Source organism: Streptomyces avidinii (genome assembly GCF_014650695.1).
GTDB classification, from domain to species: Bacteria; Actinomycetota; Actinomycetes; order Streptomycetales; family Streptomycetaceae; genus Streptomyces; species Streptomyces avidinii.
Map to the genome: position 1 here is coordinate 432,533 of NZ_BMVL01000006.1, position 18,636 is coordinate 451,168.

The 18,636-nt window shown below is 73.5% G+C and carries 15 protein-coding genes; 11 read left to right on the top strand and 4 right to left on the bottom strand.

Annotation, left to right across the window (positions count from 1 at the left end):
* Positions 1-7: 7 nt before the first annotated feature.
* Complete coding sequence (locus tag IE257_RS18465; protein WP_189969921.1) at positions 8-2,509, bottom strand: WD40 repeat domain-containing protein; 2,502 nt, start codon at positions 2,507-2,509, stop codon at positions 8-10.
* 382 nt (positions 2,510-2,891) lie between these two features.
* On the opposite strand from IE257_RS18465, the gene IE257_RS38965 reads away from it, so the two are divergent.
* From IE257_RS38965 to IE257_RS18485, 3 genes are all read left to right on the top strand, one after another.
* Positions 2,892-3,020 carry a hypothetical protein gene (locus tag IE257_RS38965; RefSeq protein WP_268251415.1) on the top strand — a complete coding sequence of 43 codons (129 nt, stop codon included), beginning with the start codon at positions 2,892-2,894 and terminating at the stop codon, positions 3,018-3,020.
* Positions 3,021-3,534: 514 nt separating this feature from the next.
* Positions 3,535-3,657: an alkyl sulfatase C-terminal domain-containing protein gene (locus IE257_RS38450; protein ID WP_229920480.1), complete on the top strand. Its 123-nt coding sequence runs from the start codon at positions 3,535-3,537 to the stop codon at positions 3,655-3,657.
* A 53-nt stretch (positions 3,658-3,710) separates the two neighbouring features.
* The gene (locus IE257_RS18485; RefSeq protein ID WP_189969925.1) at positions 3,711-4,370 is read left to right on the top strand and encodes an HAD family hydrolase; all 660 of its coding nucleotides are present in this window, start codon (positions 3,711-3,713) and stop codon (positions 4,368-4,370) included.
* Positions 4,371-4,435: 65 nt separating this feature from the next.
* On the opposite strand, the gene IE257_RS18490 is transcribed toward IE257_RS18485, so the two are convergent.
* Both IE257_RS18490 and IE257_RS18495 read right to left on the bottom strand, forming a co-directional pair.
* Positions 4,436-5,266 (bottom strand): IclR family transcriptional regulator domain-containing protein, encoded by an 831-nt coding sequence (locus IE257_RS18490; RefSeq protein ID WP_229920506.1) that lies wholly within the window; start codon positions 5,264-5,266, stop codon positions 4,436-4,438.
* 893 nt (positions 5,267-6,159) lie between these two features.
* Positions 6,160-6,738, bottom strand: coding sequence for an RNA polymerase sigma factor (locus tag IE257_RS18495; protein WP_229920481.1), 579 nt, complete (start codon positions 6,736-6,738; stop codon positions 6,160-6,162).
* 650 nt (positions 6,739-7,388) lie between these two features.
* Here IE257_RS18495 and IE257_RS18500 point away from each other — a divergent pair.
* On the top strand, positions 7,389-9,299 hold the full coding sequence (locus IE257_RS18500; RefSeq protein ID WP_189969928.1) for a glycoside hydrolase family 15 protein: 1,911 nt from the start codon (positions 7,389-7,391) through the stop codon (positions 9,297-9,299).
* Between the two features lie 13 nt (positions 9,300-9,312).
* Positions 9,313-10,575: an FAD-dependent monooxygenase gene (locus tag IE257_RS18505; protein ID WP_229920482.1), complete on the top strand. Its 1,263-nt coding sequence runs from the start codon at positions 9,313-9,315 to the stop codon at positions 10,573-10,575.
* A 17-nt stretch (positions 10,576-10,592) separates the two neighbouring features.
* On the opposite strand, the gene IE257_RS18510 is transcribed toward IE257_RS18505, so the two are convergent.
* Positions 10,593-11,228 carry a hypothetical protein gene (locus IE257_RS18510; protein ID WP_189969930.1) on the bottom strand — a complete coding sequence of 212 codons (636 nt, stop codon included), beginning with the start codon at positions 11,226-11,228 and terminating at the stop codon, positions 10,593-10,595.
* 135 nt (positions 11,229-11,363) lie between these two features.
* On the opposite strand from IE257_RS18510, the gene IE257_RS18515 reads away from it, so the two are divergent.
* The 6 genes from IE257_RS18515 to IE257_RS18540 all read left to right on the top strand — a co-directional run bounded on the left by IE257_RS18515 (position 11,364) and on the right by IE257_RS18540 (position 18,604).
* Positions 11,364-12,041, top strand: coding sequence for a response regulator transcription factor (locus IE257_RS18515; protein ID WP_189969932.1), 678 nt, complete (start codon positions 11,364-11,366; stop codon positions 12,039-12,041).
* A 97-nt stretch (positions 12,042-12,138) separates the two neighbouring features.
* Positions 12,139-13,509, top strand: a complete 1,371-nt coding sequence (locus tag IE257_RS18520) for a sensor histidine kinase (protein ID WP_189970204.1) — start codon at positions 12,139-12,141, stop codon at positions 13,507-13,509.
* 629 nt (positions 13,510-14,138) lie between these two features.
* Positions 14,139-16,214, top strand: a complete 2,076-nt coding sequence (gene fusA / locus IE257_RS18525; RefSeq protein ID WP_189969934.1) for an elongation factor G — start codon at positions 14,139-14,141, stop codon at positions 16,212-16,214.
* A gap of 106 nt (positions 16,215-16,320) precedes the next feature.
* Positions 16,321-16,863 (top strand): heme-binding beta-barrel domain-containing protein, encoded by a 543-nt coding sequence (locus IE257_RS18530; RefSeq protein ID WP_189969936.1) that lies wholly within the window; start codon positions 16,321-16,323, stop codon positions 16,861-16,863.
* Positions 16,864-17,002: 139 nt separating this feature from the next.
* Positions 17,003-17,794, top strand: a complete 792-nt coding sequence (locus IE257_RS18535; protein WP_229920483.1) for a polysaccharide deacetylase family protein — start codon at positions 17,003-17,005, stop codon at positions 17,792-17,794.
* 102 nt (positions 17,795-17,896) lie between these two features.
* Positions 17,897-18,604, top strand: a complete 708-nt coding sequence (locus tag IE257_RS18540; RefSeq protein ID WP_189969940.1) for a DsbA family protein — start codon at positions 17,897-17,899, stop codon at positions 18,602-18,604.
* Positions 18,605-18,636 lie beyond the last annotated feature (32 nt).

Genomic DNA, 18,636 nt, shown 5'->3' on the forward strand with positions numbered 1-18,636 from the left:
TCCTGCCTCAGCGATTGCGGTCAAGCACGACCACGTCGTCGCCCATGCCGATGACGAGGCCTTGGCCGACGGCGGTCATGCACTGGGCCCGCGTCGGCAGCGCGACCTTCTCCCGGAGCCGGGCCGGCGCGAGATCCCAGACGTGGACCGTACCGCTGCCGTCCAAGGTGATGGCGTCCGTACGGTCGTCCCGCGGGGTGCAGGCCACCGCGAGAACTCCTGACGGGTGTCCCGCAAGGGTGGACCGCAGGGTGCCGTCCGTCAGGTCCCACACTTGTACTGCGGTGTCGTTCCCGCCCACGGTCAGCGCGTGGGGACGGCCCTCCAGGACGGTGCCGGCGAGTGCCCGTATCCAGTGGTGCCCCGTGTGGACGGTGGCGGTGACACGTCGGCCCTTCTCCGTGAGCCTCCACAGCCGCAGTGCAGCGTCATCGCTGCCCGTGAGGAGGTGGGGGTGGCCGTCGACGGTGACGGGCTCCATGGCCCGCACCGCCGAGCGGGTGCGGTCGCTGTGGAGCGGATGCTCCACGTCTTCGTCCAGATCCCACACGCGTATGGTGCGGTCCTGGTCGGAGGTGACCACGTAGGGACGGCCGTTGACATCCGCCCACGCCACGGTCTCCAACCGGCGGTCGGGTCCGGGAAGGTCCCGAAGCCCGGTCCCTGCGGCGAGGTCCCAGACCCGGGCGACGCCGCAGCAGCCTCCGACGGCAGCGTAGGGGCTGTCGTGGACCGTTGTGCACGCCAGCGCCTCCACACGGTGCCCGTGGGGCAGGGTGCCTCGTTCCGTCCCATCGGCCAGGTCCCAGACCCGTATTGTGGTGTCGCCTCCGGTGACGACGTGCGGACGGCCGTCGATCTCCACGGCGTCCACGGCCTGCACGGTCCCGGTGTGGCCCTTGTGTCCCGCGGGCAGGGCGGCGTCACCCAGGTCCCATACGCGCGGGGGCGCGGAATGGCCGCCGCTCACAGCGTACGGGCGCCCGTCGATCTCCGTGCCGGCCAGCGCGTCCACATAGCCGTGGTGTCCGGTCAGGACGGCGCGCTCCGTGTTCTCGGTCAGATCCCACACATGCACCGTGCAGTCGCCGCCGGCGGTCAACGCGTGGGGGCGTCCGCCGAGGTCGAAGCAGCTCACGGCAGCTATCCACGAGGTGTGCCCGTCCAGCACCGCGCGCTGCGAGCCGTCGGTCAGGCACCAGACCCGTGCCGCGTGCTCCCCGCCGCTCCCGGTGATGGCGTGGGGGATGCCGTCGATCACCGTGCAGGCCACCGAGTAGACGGCCGACGTGTGACCGGTGAGCACGGCCCGCTCGACGCCGTCCTCCAGGTCCCACAGCCTCACCGTGTTGTCATAGCCCCCGGTCACGGCCACGGGCCGGCCGGCGACCTCGGCGAACGCCACCGCTCGTACTTCCTCGGTGTGGCCGGGCATCCGCGCACGTTCCGACCCGTCGACCAGGTCCCACAGCCGGACCAGGCAGTCCTCTCCGGCAGTGACGGCGTGCGGCCGGCCGTCGATCACCGTGCAGCCCACCGCGTATATCCAGCCCTTGTGACCTCCGAGGGCGAACCGCTCGGCCCCGGTATCCAGATCCCACACCCGTAGGCTGCCGGAGCAGGTTCCCGTGACGACATGGGGACGCCCGTCGATCTCGACGCAGTCCAGTGCGTAGACCCCGTCGTCCTCGGTGATGACAAGGCGTTCGGTTCCGTCGACCATGTCCCACACGCGGACGTTCGCGTCGTAGCAGCCGGTCACCGCGTGGGGACGCCCGTCGATGACGGTGCACGCGGCGGCGTCCACGCCCAGTCCCGTCTTGGTGAAGCGCAGCGCTGGATGAACCATCGTGCCGGTCGCCCAGCGCGGCCGCCACGGGCGGCCGCGAGACAGCTCCCGGGCGAGGCCGGTCTCACCGTGGCGCGCGGCGTCGACGGCGAGGATGTCCCGCCTTTCGGGCAGGCTCGCGGTGGCGTGGACGTGGACGGATGCCCGGTAAATACTCCGCCGCACCGTCCCCTGGGACGAGCCCGGGATGTTGAGCGCGCGGAGCAGCCCCTGCGGGGCCGCGTGCACCATGTACTCGGAGTCCTCGAGTATCTCGTCCAGGGCACCGGCCGCGGCGGCGTGGGCGGCGAGATGGTCGACGATGTACGGTGCGGCGGCCGGCCAGTCGCGGTGCCCGCTGTCCCCGTCAAGGGGCACCTCGGCCAGCAACGCGCTCGTGACCGCCCGTTGCGTCTGCCGCTCGCCCGGCCGAGCTCCCCGGGCACGCAACCGGTAGGCCACACCCTCCGGTGTCTGTGTCTCGACCAGGAGTTCGCCCGCCCGGTCCCGGAACACGCTCACGTCCTGAGCCGTCCACGGGTGACCCGACAGGGCACGTGCCAGGACCACCCACAGGGCAAGGGGCAGACCCGCGCCTTCGGCGAACTCCAACGGCCGCAACAGCGCGGCTTCGTCGTCGGAATCCGGCGTCGGCCCGACGGCCCTGTTGCCGTTCGCCATCGCCACACGCTCCTCGCAGCCCGTTCACGACCCCGTCCCTCCCCTTTGTGGGTGGGCGGGTCACCAACCTGGCCACGGATGCTACAGACAGCCTCTGACATTGATACGCGTAGGCGGGTTCCTGTGGTCGTGGCTCTGCCACTGACTGGCGCCCTGCTGGGCTGTCCTCGGGCTGTACCGTCCGGCTGCCGGGGCTCGTTCTCAAGCGTGCGTCCGCTGCCCGAGGTCAGGCCATGAGGGCCAGCAGCGGCCTGGGTCTCGCCCACGCGGTGATGGGTGGGACGGAGGTAGCGCTCACAAGCGGTCAGGCCCCTCGGTCCGGGTGACACGGCGACCGGCGGCAGCGGCCCCCCATCCGACGCCTGATGGCCCGGGTGTGGTGATGCGCCGGCTCGCGGGGCGCGCCACGCCGGAGATCGCCCGGCCCGGCGCGCTGCGCGAGGCGCTGCTCGGCGGTGGGATCGGTCTGGGCTTCATCCTCGTGTCCCTGCTGCTGATCTCGGCGTGCTGATCACCGTCCCGATGTTCGTCCTCGCCCGCCGGCGCGGTAACCCTGCTGCTGCCCCGGCGGCGGGTCCGGCACTGACACAGACCGACCGGAGGATACTGAAGTGACGTCCCGTCAGGCATCTTGGGGCCCCTCACAGCTCCGGGCGCCGCTCAACTGGTGGAGGGAAGAGGGCGCCTCCTTCGAGGACGGCGTCCTGGGGCCCTGGTGCTCGCGCTGCTCGCCTTCGCGCCGACCCTGTCGAACATCGGCGCGCAGATCGGCGATCTGCCCGAGCGGCCGGCGAGCGTGCTGGGCATCACGCTGACCCTGGCCCAGACCCTGCCGCTGGCGGCCCGGCGCCGGTGGCCCGCCGTCCGTCTCGTCGCTCCAGCCGTAGGCTGGATCGGTCAGGAAGTCGCAGAACTGCCACACCGAGCCCTGGTAGTTGCGCAGCGTCGAGCTGACACAGCCGTGCACGGCCCGCAGATCGGCCGACCATTCCTCGACGTGCTGCGGCGTCCACTGCCACGGCGCCGTGGCCCCCGACGAACTCGTGCGGCGCGAGGGCGTGGCCGTCGACGGCGACGCCGGGGCCGTCACCGAACTCTTCGCGTACCTCGACTCCCCCGACCCGGACTTCGCCATCGTCACCCCCTGACGCACCGGCCACCGCATGCCCACGGGCTGTGACCGGCCCCCTATGCTGCGGGAATGATCAAGCCGATTGAACTCGTCATATTCGACTGCGACGGAGTGCTGGTCGACAGCGAACGCATCGCGGTGCCCATCCAGGTCGCGCTGGGTGCGGAGCTGGGCTGGCCGCTCACCGAGGGCGAGGTCATGGAGCGGTTCGTCGGGCGCTCCACCGCCTCCATCCTCGAGGACATCGTGGCACGGGTCGGCGACGAGGTGGCCGACATCTGGCACACGCTCTTCGAGGAACGCCACCGTGAGGCGGTGGACACCGGGTTGTCGGCCGTCGAGGGGCTGCCCGAGGCGCTCGGCGCGATCACCCTGCCGACCTGCGTCGCCTCCAGCGGCTCGCACGAGAAGATGCGCCACACCCTCGGCCGCACCGGCCTCTACGACCACTTCGCGGGCCGCATCTACAGCGCCACCGAGGTCCGGCACGGCAAGCCGGCCCCGGACTTGTTCCTGTACGCCGCGCAGCGGATGGGTGTCGACCCGGCGGCCTGCGCGGTCGTCGAGGACAGCCGGCCCGGGGTGGAGGCCGCCCGCGCCGCCGGCATGCGCGCCTTCGGCTATGCGGGGGGCCTGACTCCGGCCGAACGGCTCCGAGGGGCCGGCACCGTCGTCTTCCACGACATGCGCGAACTGCCCGGCCTCATCGCCGGGAGCGACGGGCTCTGACGACGCCCGGCCGACGGGCCCGCCGCACCCCGGGGGCGGCGGGCCCGTCGTGTGCGGTGACCGGTCTACGCGGTGGGCGACAGGACGGTGCCCTCCGGGCGGCGGGCCGTGGACGGGGTGCTGCCGGCGACGATCAGGGCGAGCAGGACCGCGGCCGCCTCGCTCTGCAGGATCCGGGCGGCCTGCTTCAGCCGCCCGGGGTCGGGAACGGGGATGGACAGGGCCACGCACTCCGCGTTCGGGCCCGCGGTGATCGGTACCGCCGCGCACACCGTGCCGATCGCGTACTCCTGGAGGTCGAGGAGCGGTGCGTTCGGCGGGCGGTGGTCGAGCTGGTGGAAGAGGTCCTGCTGGCCGGTGAGGGTGTGCGGGGTGAAGCGGGTCAACCGGTGGCGCGCCAGATGGTCCTTCCGTTCGTCGTAGTCGAGTTGGGTCAGCAGCGCCTTGCCCACGGCGGAGGCGTGGGCGGCGACGCGGAAGTCGACCCACTCCTCGACCACGGGTGCGGCCGGGCCGTCGGCGTACTGGGTGATGGAGACCTCGCCGTCGGTGTAGCGGGCGACGTACACGGCGGCGCCGACGGCGTCCCGCACCCAGGCGAGGGTCTCGCGCAGGTGCCCGCGGCCTTCTCCGGTCGGCGAGTCCGCCAGCACGAGGGCGTTGCCGGCGACATACGCGTCCGGTGCGATCGGGGTGGCCAGGTTCGCGCGGATCAGCTGCTCCATAGCGCGGGCGAGGACCAGTTGGGGCAGTGCCGCCTCTCGGGCGATCTGTGTCAGGTTCACCCCGCCCGAGTAGCGGTTGATGACCTCCAGGACCCGCAGCGCCTGATGGACGGATTCCAGCGGGGCGGGCGCCGGGCGTCCTTCGGGGGTCTTGCGGGCGGCGTGGGTCAACTGCGGCTGTTTCAGGGCTTCCAGTGCCCATCCGTTCGCCTGGTACGTCAGGTGCAGCGGGTTGAGCCGCGCGTTCTGCGCGACGGCGACCGCCACCTGCGGGCCGGGGGTGTAGACCTCCCCCAGGTCGGGGTGGTCCTTGCTGGAGCGGGCCATGAGGGCCTGGCGCAGCCGTACGGGGAGTCGGCACGGCGATCGGCCGGCCCGCCCCGGACCGGTGGTGAGGGTGGTGAGGTCCTGGGTGGTGATGGGCGGGGAGGTCCAGATGACCGAGGCGCCGAGGGCCTCTTCGAGGTTCTCGGGGAACTGCGGCAGGGGCGGCAGGTGCTCCTCCGCGGGCAGGGTCCGCGCCTGGCGCATCCAGTAGCGGGCGGTGGCGACCTCGGCGCGGGCGAGGTGGAGGAGGTAGAGGCAACGGGCTGCGGTCCGCGAGCCCGCACCGGCCGCGTACTGGAACCAGAACTGCGCGCCCTCCATCCGGTCGGCCAGGTGGAGCAGGCAGCCGAACAGCAGCGCCGAGTCCACGCCGTGGGGCCAGGACTCGGCGTCGAGGGCGAGCTCGGCGAAGGCCCGGCTCTCCACGAGGCACCAGGTGAGGTCGTCCAGACCCCGGGCGGCGCGCACATGGCAGGCGGCGTCCAGGACGAGGTCGTCGGCGGTGGCACAGGCTGCGGATGCCTGCCTCCGTGCCGACGGGACGGCGACCCCGGGCGAACCGGTCGTGCCGCTCGTGCCGGTCGTGGAGTGGGCACGGTCGGCGACGATGCGGCGGGCGATCCGGCGACGGGCCGCTCCCTCGTCGTATCCGGCGTACTCCTCCGCGAGTACCGTCGCGTCCTCCAGGGCCGCGTCGAGTTCGCACAGCGGCATGTCGCGGTGGCGGGGCATGTCGCTCACTGGTCCTTCTCCTCTCCGGGGATCCAGTCCACCCCGAGCTTGCGGGACAGGGTTCGGCGTGCGCCGCGGATGTGCGAGCGGACCGTCGCGGGGGTGATCCCCATCATCCGGGCGACGGTGTCGGAGTCGTTGCCGAGGAGGAACCCCAGCAGCACCACGTCGTACTGCCGCTCGGACAGCCCCGCGATGGCCGCGTACAGGCCGAGCTTCGACTCCAGCAGTTCCAGCCGCTCTCTGGACGAGCGGCGCAGCGCGGCGAACCACGCCGTCTCCACCATCGCGACCTGGCGGCCCAGCGCCGTCAGCCGCCTCTCCACGTGCTCGCGCAGCACCGCCCACGCGAAGCCGTGCAGGCTCGCCTCCTTCAGGGCCTGGTGCCACACCTTCAGCAGGAAGGTGAACACGTCGTCGACGACTTCCTCGGCGTCCTTGGGGTTGCCCAGCTGCAGGTGGGCGTAGCGCAGATAGGCGCGGTGCTGCTGGGAGTGGAAAGCGGTGAAGTCCACCGGCAGTACGCCGGCCAGTTCGCTGGAGACCGCCTGGTCCCCCGATGGATCGAAATCGCCTTCGCTCATACGCTCCCCCACGGCTGTTCTTCGTCGCACACCGGTGCGACGGGGACCTCTTGGTGGCGGGCGCGGGGACCGGCACGCCGAGAACCGGCGATCGGTCCGCCGGTTCTCGTCCGTACGCCCGCGCCCGGCAGGCGCACGGGCGCCCTGAACACATGGATGACGAGACAACGGGCAGGGGTGACTAACAGCGCGAGGGCGGCCGTTTCGGCAACATTCACGTCGGCGCGGAACCTTCCAGATGGATCATGCACAACCGGCTTGCCTGCCCCCGGACCGGCAGCCGCGGAGCTCTGTGCGCTCCCATTCACCACCCCATCGGAAAACGAGCCCGATCGTGCAAGCCGGTCTCCGGAAATCTTCCGCAGGAAGCGCATACGCCTCTCCGTGCGCCCCGGTTCCCCCGTGCGCGCCCCCGGGGTGCCCGCCGTGCGCCGTCTCCACCGACGTGCGCCGCCGTCCGCCGATGCGCGCCCGTAACCGTCGCCCGCAGCCGCTCCCGTCACACGAACGGATGCCACGGCCACCCCATCCGGTGGGACACGGCCCGACTCACGCCGCCGCGGTGCCGGATGCCTGCATGGTGGGTCCAGCTTCCGGCGCCCCGGCTCCTCCGCCCCGCGCGCCCGTCGACCAGGAAGGGCGTGCCCCGTATGGCGTTCGCGAGGACCCTGCTGCCCGTCGTGCTCTCCCTGGCCCTGGCCGGGGTCCCCGCCTCGCTCCCCGGCCCCGGCCGGGCGGCCGACCTGGCCGCCGTCCCCTACGACGGCCAGGTCGGCCACGAGACCGCACTGTTCGGCGTGAAGGCCACGAACAACGCGGCGGCGCAGGAGTTCACCGTGGACGGCACCCGGCTGTCCCGGGTGAGCGTCTGGCTGGGCAGCGGGGCGGCGACGGGCACCGTGACCGCCCAGGTCCGCCGGGTCCGTACGGACGCCGGGTCGGCGATCGCCTCGACGACCCTGGACCTCGCCTCGCTCGGCGGCGCCGGAGCCGGCTGGGTCGAGTTCCCGCTCGACGCCGCCGTCACCGCGGGCACCGTGTACTACCTGTTCCTCCAGGCGAGCACCGTGGAGAGCGGACCGATCGCCTGGTACGGCACCGTACGGTCCGTGCCCGGCTCGCTGACCGCCTGGAACTACGACAGGGCGTACTGGGGCGGCTGGCACGCCGCCACCTCCCGGCCGGCCTTCCACGTCAACCCCACCGGCAGCGAGCGTTGCGGGGAGACCGAGCCCTGCTACGTGCCCGCTTCCGCCCTCGCCGCCCGTACCTCGGGCCTGCTGACCAACCGGGTCGGCACCGAGGCCGTCCTGCCCTCGTTCGCCGTGGGCGCCTCCTACGTCGACGGGAGCAACGTGCTGCGCCTGCCTTCCGGCCGGTGGCGGTACCTGCCCGACGGGGCCTCGGCGTCGACGGTGGTCGCGGCGGACGACCCGGGCGCCCTGGCCCAGATCGAGGAGAGCCGCGCGTGGCTGGCGGCGGGCACGGTGCCGGGCGCCACCGACGCGCAGCGGACGGCTTCGCAGCGCGCCCTGCTGTCGATGAGGGCGCTGCTGAAACCGAACGGGGCGTTCGCCGCGGCGTGGGCGCCGCCGTGGGAGTACTCGTGGCCCCGCGACGGGGCGTTCGCCGCGGTCGCGTTCGCCGCGACCGGGCACGACGAGGAGGCGTACCGGATCCTGAGCTACGACGCGCGCACCCAGCGGGCCGACGGGACCTGGGAGGCCCGCACGCTGCTGGACGGCAGCGGCCCGCCGGACGCGCGGAAGTGGCAGCTGGACGCCAACGGCTGGGTTCCCTGGGCCACTTGGCAGTGGTACCGGGCGGCACCGGCAGAGGGGCGGGACGACCGGCTGCGCGAGCTCTATCCGATGGTGAGCCGGGCGGCCGACCACGCCGCGGGGTCGCTGGGGCCGGACGGGCTGCCTCCGGCCTCCCCGGACTACTGGGAGCTGGACACGACGACCACCAACATCGGTACCGCCGCTCCGCTGCTGGCCGGGCTCAATTCGGCGGCCGACCTGGCCGCCCGGCTGGGCAGGGGCGCGGACGCGGAGCGCTGGGGGGACGCGGCCGGGCGGCTGTCGGCCGGGATCGCCGCCGCCTTCGCCCCGCTGGGCTACCAGCGGACCGTCGACGGCAAGCACGGCCGGGACAGCGCGGTGGCGTTCATGGCGCCCCCGTTCAACTCCGCCCCCGCCGGTCTCGGCGAGGCGCTGGACTCCACCTACCGGGCGCTGCTGCTGCCGAACGGCGGGGTCTCGCCCGGCAACGACCCCTCCTTCAGTTGGGGTTCGTACGCGTGGACGGCCAGCACCTCCTTCTTCGCCCTGGCCTGGGCCGGTACGGGTGAGCAGGCGAAGGCGGGCAGGGTGCTCGACTGGGTACTGTCCCGGCGGAACGGGCTGGGTGAGCTGCCGGAGACCGTGAACGGGGCCGGGCTGCCGTCCGCCGTGGCTCCCTTGGGGTGGACCGACGCGCTGGTGGTACTCACCGCGCTCGCCCTCCAGGGTTCCGCGCGACCCGTGCCGCCGCCGGCGGCGTCCCGGCATCATCGGTAGAGGGGCCGGCCCGGTGAGGGTCGCGTCCGTCATGCGCGTCGACGAGGAGACGGTCATGCGGGGCGGAAGGGTTGCGGTGGTCGGCGGGAGCATCGCCGGGTGCGCCATCGCCACGGCGGTGGCACGGGCGGGCGCCGGTGAGGTCGTGGTGCTGGAACGCACGCGCGGGCGGCTCCAGGACCGGGGCGTCGGGCTGTGCATTCACAACGAGCGGGGCGCGGAGCTCGGTGCGAGCGGGGCGCTGCCCGCCGGGATCGCGGCGCACCCGCTGGAGCGGCGCCGCTGGGTGGTCCGGGACGATGCCCACGGGCCGGGCGGCCGGGTGGTCTGGGAGCAGCCGTTTCCCTTCCGCTCCTACCACTGGGGCCTGCTCTGGCACGGGCTGCGCGAGTCCGTGCCGGATTCGGTGGTCTACCGGCAGGGGGAGACGGTGACGGGCGCCGAGGGGGCGGGTGGCTCGGGCGCCGACGTCCGGCTCGCGGGTGGTTCCGTCGAGCGGTACGACCTGGTCGTGGGCGCCGACGGGTACCGTTCGGTGGTGCGCGCGGCGCTCTGCCCGGACTCCCGGCCGGAGTACGCCGGTTACGTGTGCTGGCGCGGCAACTTCGACGCGGCGCTGCTCACCGGGCTCGGCCCGGTCGCGGACGCGTTCCCGGAGGCGGTGACCACGGTCTGCTTCGCCGGCGGTTCCTGCGTCATCTACCGCATTCCCGGGCCCGACGGCCCGCGGGTGAACTGGGTGCTCTATGCCGCTCCGCCGCAGGACGGCAGCCTGCGCCTCGACGATCCGACGAGCTTCCCGCCCGGCGGCCTCACCCCCGCGCTGGCGCTGCAGCTGGCCGCGCTGGTCGATCGCGAGTTCCCGCCGTACTGGGGTCGGGCGCTCGCCCTCACCGGCCCGGCGGACACCTTCGTCCAGCCCATCTACGACATGGAGACCCCGCGCGCCGCTGCCGGCCGGCTGCTGCTCGCGGGGGATGCCGCGAGCGTCGTACGCCCCCACAACACGAGCGGCGCCGCGAAGGCCCTCCAGGACGCGACCGCCCTCGCCGACGGCTGGCGCGGCTGCGGAACCTTCGAGGAGCTGCTGCGCGGGTACCAGGAGACCCGCGGCGCCGCCGGACGCGACCTGGTCGCGCTGGCCCGCCGGCTGGGACGCGCCCAGGTCGAGCGGACCCCGGCCTGGGCGAGCATGAACGGCGCCGAGATGGCCGCCTGGTGGCGGGGGCAGCTCGGCGGGTCCCCCGGGATCGGGGGCCGGGCGATGAACCCGTAGCGCGCGGCCCCCTCGGCTCAGCGGTCCATCGTGGTGTTGCTGGTGATCGTGCCGTCGGTGCCGGAGACGGTGACCGCGTGGCGGACTCCGTCGGAGCCGATGACCACGGCCAGCCAGGCGCTGCCGCCGCCGTCCTGGGCGACCGCGCGCAGCCCCGCCACCTTGCCGCCCGGCACCGCCGCGGCCGCCTTCTCGGCCGCCTCGCCGATGGCCAGGGAGGGGATGGGGGCGGGCGCCGGGGCTTCCTTGCCGCCCCCGTGGCGGCCCGGCCCGCCGGGCGCGTCGGGGCCCGCCGGACGGCCGGGCTCACCGGGGCCGCGTTCGTGGCGCGGTTCGGCGTTCTTCGGGCCGCCCCGGAGGCCGCCCTCGGGTCCGGGTCCGGCCCAGGCGAAGTGCGGGCCTCGCTCGACGCGCATGTGGTGGTCGTGGTGCTCGGCCGCGGCCACCGCCGTCACCACGCCGACGACCACCACGGCCGCCGCGCCCGCCGCCACCCAGCGGGCGCTCCGGCCGCGGGGGACGAGGCGGCCCAGGGCGGCCGGCTTGCGGGCTCCGGCCTCGGGCGCAGTCTCGGGGACGACCGGATGCGCGGCCGGAGGGGCGGCATGGGCGGCGGTCTCGGCCTGCTCGGACGGCGGGACAGAATCAGACATACGGGAACTCCTCAGAACAACCGGGCGTGGTGCACGGCTCGTTCCCGAGCATGCTGAGCGGAACCTGAAGCCCCGCTGAAGCCACCTGAAGACCTCTTCAGCCGGCGGCGCGGCGGTACTGAGATCCTGTCCGGCATGCGCGTACTGGTGGTGGAGGACGAACGGCGGCTCGCCGTGGCCCTGCAGCGTGGGCTGCAGTCGGAGGGGTTCTCGGTCGATGTGGCCCACGACGGGTCCCAGGGGCTGTGGATGGCCACCGAGCACGACTACGACCTGATCGTGCTCGACATCATGCTGCCCGGCCTGAACGGCTACCGGGTGTGCGCGAAGCTGCGCGCGGCAGGGAACGAGTCGGGGATCCTGATGCTCACGGCGAAGGACGGGGAGTACGACGAGGCCGAGGCCCTGGACACCGGCGCCGACGACTTCCTGTCCAAGCCGTTCTCCTACCTCGTGCTGGTCGCCCGGCTGCGCGCGCTCGGCCGGCGCACCGGCCGTCGGCGTCCCCAGGTGATGCGGTTCGGCGACCTGGTGCTCGACCCCGCCCGGCACTCGTGTTCCCGGGGCGTGACGCAGATACGGCTGACCGCGCGGGAGTTCGCGGTGCTGGAGTGCCTGGCCCGGCGCTCCGGCGAGGTGGTGCCCAAGCGGGACATCCTGGAACAGGTGTGGGACAGCGCCTTCGACGGCGATCCCAATGTGGTCGAGGTCCACGTCAGCGCCGTCCGCCGCAAGATCGACGCGCCGTTCGGGCGGGCCGCGCTGGAGACCGTACGCGGAGCCGGGTACCGACTGGCGGCCGACGGTGGCTGAGCGTCCCCGCCTGCGCGAGCGCGTACGCGCCGCCCTGTACACCGGCCTGCGCGCAGTGCTGCGCCCGGCGCTGCGCCGTTGGCCGGCGCTGCGGCGGCTGCGGCGGTTGTGGCCCACCACGGTACGGGCGCGGGCGACCGTGGGCGCCAGTGCGGTGGTGGCCGTGGCCCTGGCGGTCGCCTCGTTCGCCCTCCTCGGGCTGCTGGAGGCGAACCTGCTGCGCAACGCCGAGAACGACGCCCGCCGGCAGGCCGAGAACGTGGCGCAGCTCGCCGCCACCGGCAAGCTGGGCCGCGTACGTCCGCCGGCCCGCGGCATCGACTTCGTCCAGGTGGTGGGCGCCGACGGCCGCATCCTGTTCGCCAGCCCGAACCTGGCCGGTGTGCCCGCCTTCCCGCCGCCCGCCCCCGGCGTCCCGGGGACCCGGTTCCACACGTGGCGGGTCCGCCCGATCGACGGCGAGTACCGGCAGCGGGTCGTCCAGGTCGTCACGCAGACCCCGGACGGTGTGGCCATCGTCTACGCCGGCGCCTCCCTGCGGGACGCGGACGCGGCCGACGACACCACGACCGCCGCCCTCGTCATCGGCATGCCCCTGCTGCTGGCCACCGTCGCCCTGGTGACCTGGCGGGTCACCGGCCATGCGCTCCGGCCGGTGGAGGAGATCCGGGCCGAGGTCGCCGGGATCTCCGACCGGGACCTGCACCGCAGGGTGCCGGTTCCGGCCACCCACGACGAGGTCGCCCGGCTGGCCGAGACGATGAACGCCACCCTGGACCGGCTGGAGGCCTCCGGAATCCGGCAGCGGCAGTTCATCGCCGACGCCTCGCACGAGCTGCGCAGTCCCATCACCGTCCTGCGCACCCAGCTGGAAGTGGCCCTGGCCGTCCGGGACCCGGAGCTGTGGCCCGAGCTGATCGGCGGGGCCCTGGAGGACATCGAACGGCTCCAGCACCTCACTGCCGACCTGCTGCTGCTCGCGCGCATCGACGCGGCCCAGCCCGTGGTCACCGCTCCGCTGGATCTGACCGCCCTGGTGCGCGAGGTGGTGGAGGGCCGCCTCGGCGACCGGGTCCCCGTACGGCTGCTGCTGGAGCCCGATGTCGAGGTCACGGCGGGCGCGCTGTGGCTCGGCCGGATCGTCACCAACCTCGTGGACAACGCGCAGCGCTACGCCGCAGGGCGCGTGGACGTCACGCTGCGCACCACGAAGGGGGCACGGCCGGGCACGGCCGTGGTGGAGGTCGTCGACGACGGCCCCGGCATCCCGGCGGCGGACCGCGAGCGGATCTTCGAACGGTTCACGCGCCTCGACGACTCGCGCAGCCGCGATCACGGCGGAGCCGGACTGGGCCTGGCCATCGCCCGCGACCTGAGCACCCACCACGGGGGCACCCTGACGGCCGAGGACGGTCCGGAGGGCGGCGCCCGCCTGGTGCTGCGCCTGCCGGTCACGCGTCTGACGTGACGTCTGCGCCCAGCACGCGCCGCGGGGCGACCTCCGTACCGGCGGCGAGCAGGACCAGTGCGCACAGGGCGGACCGCCGCGGTGCGCACTCGCCCTCCCGGGCCGGGGAGACCCGGCGCCGCGGGTCGTGGGCGACCTCGGTGCGCGCCGTCGCCCGGTCGGCGGCCCGCGCCCGGTTGCCGTCGACACGGCATCGACTCCCCTTCCGTGACGGGTGCGGAAAACCCGGTGCCCCGGGAGGCCCGGGTCACTAGACTCTCCGTGCGCGCTGCCGACAGGGCACCGCGCCCATGCCGAGTGAAGAGAAGGGGAGCCGCGCCATGTGCACGTACCGCACTGCCGCCTTCGCTCCCCCGTCCCGGTACGACGTGATCCCGGTGTCTCGCAGCGCGCGGTGCCCGCTGCGCGGCCGGCACCGTATGCCCGTGACCCGTTCCTAGGGTTCCGTTCCCTTCCCGGGTTCCGTTCCCTTCTCGCCCTCCGCAGGCCCGTGAGCCGCAATCCCGTACGTCCTCCTGCCCGGACCCCGTCCGGACAGGAGGACGGCGGCTGCGCCCGGCCGCGGCGGCGTCCCGGGTCGGGAAATCGCGCTGTCCCCTTCCCTCAGCACACTCGAAAGGCCTCGGGCCATGCGCGCCAACAGGCAGCCCCACGACACCACTTCCCCCGCCGCCGTCCGCAACCTGGGCATCCTCGCCCACGTCGACGCAGGCAAGACCACCATCACCGAACGGATCCTGTTCGCGACCGGTGCCATCCACAAGCGGGGCGAGGTCCATCACGGCACGACCGTCACCGATTACGACGCCCAGGAACGCGATCGCGGCATCACCATCTTCGCCGCGGCCGTGAGCTGCGCCTGGGCCGGTCACCGCGTCAACCTGATCGACACCCCGGGTCACGTCGACTTCTCGGACGAGGTCGAGCGTTCCCTGCGGGTGCTGGACGGGGCCGTCGCGGTCTTCGACGCCGTCGCCGGGGTCGAGCCGCAGAGCGAGACGGTGTGGCGGCAGGCGGACCGGCACGGTGTGCCGCGGATCGCGTTCGTCAACAAGCTGGACCGGGCGGGCGCCGACCTCGACACGGCCGTCGCGTCGATCCGCGGGCGGCTGGGCGTCGTACCCCTGGTGGTTCAGCTGCCCATCGGAGCGGAGGACTCCTTTACCGGTGTCGTCGACCTGCTGGGAATGCGCGCGCTGAGCTGGCAGGCCGGCTCCGACACGTACCAGGAGGGGCCGGTGCCCGAGGCGCTGCGCGAGGAGGCCGCCGGGCGGCGCCGGCTGCTGGAGGAGACGGTGGCCGAACTGCACGCCGACGCCCTGGAGGAGTTCTGCTCGGCCTCGGCCCTGACGGAGCGCACCCTGGTGCGCGCCCTGCGGGAGCTGACGCTGCGCGGGGACGGTGTGGTGGTGCTGTGCGGCTCGGCGTACCGCAACCGCGGCATCGAACCGTTGCTGGACGCGGTCCTCGCGTACCTGCCGTCGCCGTCCGACATGCCTCCGGTACGGGGCCAGGCGCCGGACGGTGCGGAGCAGGAGCGCGCGCCCGACCCGGCCGCGCCGTTCGCGGCCCTCGCCTTCAAGGTGACGGCGACGGCGACCGGCCGGCTCACCTACCTACGGGTCTACGCGGGCACCCTGCGCAAGGGCGCGACGGTACTGGACGCGGCCACGGGCCGTACGGAACGGGTCGGCCGGATCCTGCGGGTCCAGGCCGACCGGCACGAGGAACGGGAGGAGGCGGTGGCCGGTGACATCGTCGCGGTGGTCGGGCTGAAGGCCGCCCGGGCGGGCACGACACTGTGCGCGCCGGGCGCACCGCTGGTCCTCGAACCTCCGTCGGTGGCCGAGCCGGTGGTGTCGGTCGCGGTCGAGGCCCGTCGCAGCACGGACACGGGTCGGCTGTCGGCGGCGCTGGCGCGGCTCGCCGAGGAGGACCCGTCGCTGGTGGTGCGGTCCGATGCGGAGAGCGGCCAGACCGTGCTGTCGGGGATGGGCGAGCTGCACCTGGAGGTCGCGGTGGAGAAGATCCGCAGCGGCCACGGCGTGGAGGTCGTCGTCGGCCGGCCGCAGGTCTCCTACCGGGAGACCGTCGTGCGCGGAGTGACCGGTCTGATCCACCGGCACGTCAAACAGGACGGTGGCGCGGGCCAGTTCGCGCACGTCGTCCTCGACGTCGAGCCGCTGGACGAGCCGTGCTTCGAGTTCCGGTCGACGGTCGTCGGCGGGCGGGTACCGCAGGAGTACGCGCGCGCAGTGGAGGCCGGATGCCGGGACGCGCTCGCCGAGGGCCCGCTCGGCGGGTTCCCGGTGACGGGGCTGCGGGTCACGCTCACCGACGGGGCGACGCACTCCAAGGACTCCTCGGAGATGGCGTTCCGGGCGGCGGGCCGGTTCGGGCTGCGCGAAGCCCTGCGTCTGAGCACGATGGAGCTCCTGGAGCCGCTGGCCGAGGTGACGGTGACGGTTCCGGAAGACGGTGTGGGCGGCGTCCTGGGTGATCTCGCGGCCCGCCGCGGCCGGGTGTCCGCTTCCACGGCGGAGGCCGGGACCGCGGTGATCACGGCGGCCGTGCCGCTGGCCGAGCTCTTCGGCTACGCGTCCCGGCTGCGCGGCCGGACGCAGGGCCGGGGCACCTTCACCACCCGGCCGGCCGGTCTCGCACCGGTACCGGCCTCGGTGGCGGGAGCCCTGCCGGCTCGGTGACGACGCGGTTGCCGCCCGACCCGCCCCCACTCGTGGGGGCGGGTCGGGCCACGCCCTGCCATTAGGCTGCGTCCTTCGGGGGTCCCAGCAGACAGGCAAGGTGAACATGTTCGAGTCGGTGCAGGAAAATCCCTACCCTGACAGCCACGTCCTCGGCGAGGGCCCCGAGCCGCACCCACTGCTGCGGCCCGTCCTGCCGCTGCTGGGACGGTGGCACGGCCGGGGGCAGGGCCAGTACCCGACGCTCGAGAAGGACTTCGCCTACGAGCAGGAGGTCAGCTTCAGCCACGACGGCCGTCCCTTCCTCCGCTACGAGGCCCGCGCCTGGCTGATCGACGCCTCCGGGGCACCCGTACGGCCGGCGGGGCGCGAGGCCGGGTGGTGGCGGGTGACGCCCGATGCCGGCCTGGAGGTCGTGCTCGCCCATCCCACCGGCATCGTCGAGACGTATGTCGGACGGGTGTCCGGCACGGAGATCGAGATCGAGACCAAGGACGTGGCGCTGACCCCGCTGGCCAAGGAGGTCACCGGCACGCGGCGGCACTACACGGTGGGGGACGGCGAGCTGACGGTCGTTCACGACATGGCCGCGGTGGGACAGCCCCTGCAGCACCACCTGACGACGCACCTGCGCAAGCGGTCCGCCTGATACGCCCCTTTCCCGGCGGGCCACTCGGAGATCACCCGGGTGCCCCGGCACGGCTGCGGGAGGTGCGGACCGTGTCATCGCATAGTCGGTGGCAGGCCCGAGCCGAAGGCCGTGACCGTGGGGAGTGACCGTGGTGCTTGTGGGACGACGCGCCGCCCTGGCGGCCCTGGTGTGTGCGGGGGCCGCCGGGTTCGTGCCCGGCGCCGGTGCCTCGGCAGAGGCATCGGCAAGGGCATCGGCAACGCCAGGGGCCGCGGCTGCCCGCGCCGCCGCCACCGCCGGTCCGCACCCGCCGGCCTCGCTCCTCGGCGATGAGATCCGCCGACTCCCCACGTCCCGCAAGGCGCTGGCCCTCACCTTCAACGCCGCCTGGGACGATGCCGGGGTCGACACGGTGCTGGCCGAACTGCGGCGGCGAAAGCTGCCCGCCACCTTCTTCCCGACCGGCGAGTTCGCCGAAGCCGAACCGGCGGCGGTGCGCGCCGTGGCGGACGCGGGGCACGGCCTCGGCAACCACTCGTACAGCCACCCTTACTTCGACGACCTGAGCACGGCGGAGCGGGCCGACGAGGTGCGTGCCGCCGATGCGGCCGTCCGGAAGGCGTCCGGGACCGAGCCGCTGCCGCTCTTCCGGTTCCCGTACAGCTCCACCACCCCGGAGTCAATCGCCGATGTCAACGCGCTGGGCTACGCGGCGATCGAGTTCAGCGCCGACACCAACGGCTATCTCGGCCCGGAGGGCGGCATGAGCGTGGACCGTGCCGTCCGGCGTGCCGTCGAGGCCTTCGCCCCGGGGGCGATCATCCAGATGCACGTCGGGAGCCACGGGGACGGAGTCGTCCTCGACGCCGAGGCCCTTCCACTGATCATCGACGCTGCCCTGGCCGACGGCTACGAGGTCATCGACCTGCGCCGGTTCCTCGAAGCCTGACGAGTGACTCGGGCCGGCGAGGGGCGGGCACGCGCATATCGGTGCGCACCGAGCCCGCGGACCGCGTAATGTCGCCCCGTTGATCCCGGGGAGAGGACGTTCATGCAGGTCGGATCCAGGCGCGGCTTCCTTGTCGCGGCCGCCGCCGTCACCGCTTCGGCATCCCTCGGCGCCTGCCGTCGCCGGGAGGGCGCGAGCGGTGATCCGCTCGATGTGTCGGCGAGCGCGGATCTGCCCGTGGCTCCGGAATCCGTGGCCGCCGACGGCACCACGATCGTGCTCGGCGACCCGGCCGCGCCGCTCGCCGTCCGGTTGTACGAGGACCTGAGCTGCCCTGCCTGCGCCGAGTTCGAGACGGAGGGCACCGCCCCGTACCTGAAGCGGGCTGCCCGCAACGGCGCGCTGCAGTTGCAGTTCACACTGGGGTCCTTCCTCGGTCCTGGATCGAAGTTCGCCGCGAACGCGCTGCGCGCTGCGGTGGATCAGAACAGGTTCGCCGAGTACCACGAACTTCTGTACCGCCACCAGGCCCGGGTCCGGAAGTCCGGGGGCTTCACGAGGGACCGGCTGCTGGGACTGGCGATCATGATCGAGGGTCTGCGCGGCCCGGAGTTCGACGCGGCCGTGCTGGACACGAAGTACCGGGACTTCGTCGAGGCCGCGGACGATGCCATGGGCAGGTCACCCGTCAAGGGAACCCCCACGATGGCGGTCAACGGAACCCTGGTGCCGCCGGGCAGCCGCGCGTACTACACCGATCGCAGCAGCCTGTACCGGCACTTGAAGAAGGTGGCTCGGGCCACGGATTAGGAGCGGGGGGGCGCCTCAGGGAGCCTGCTTCG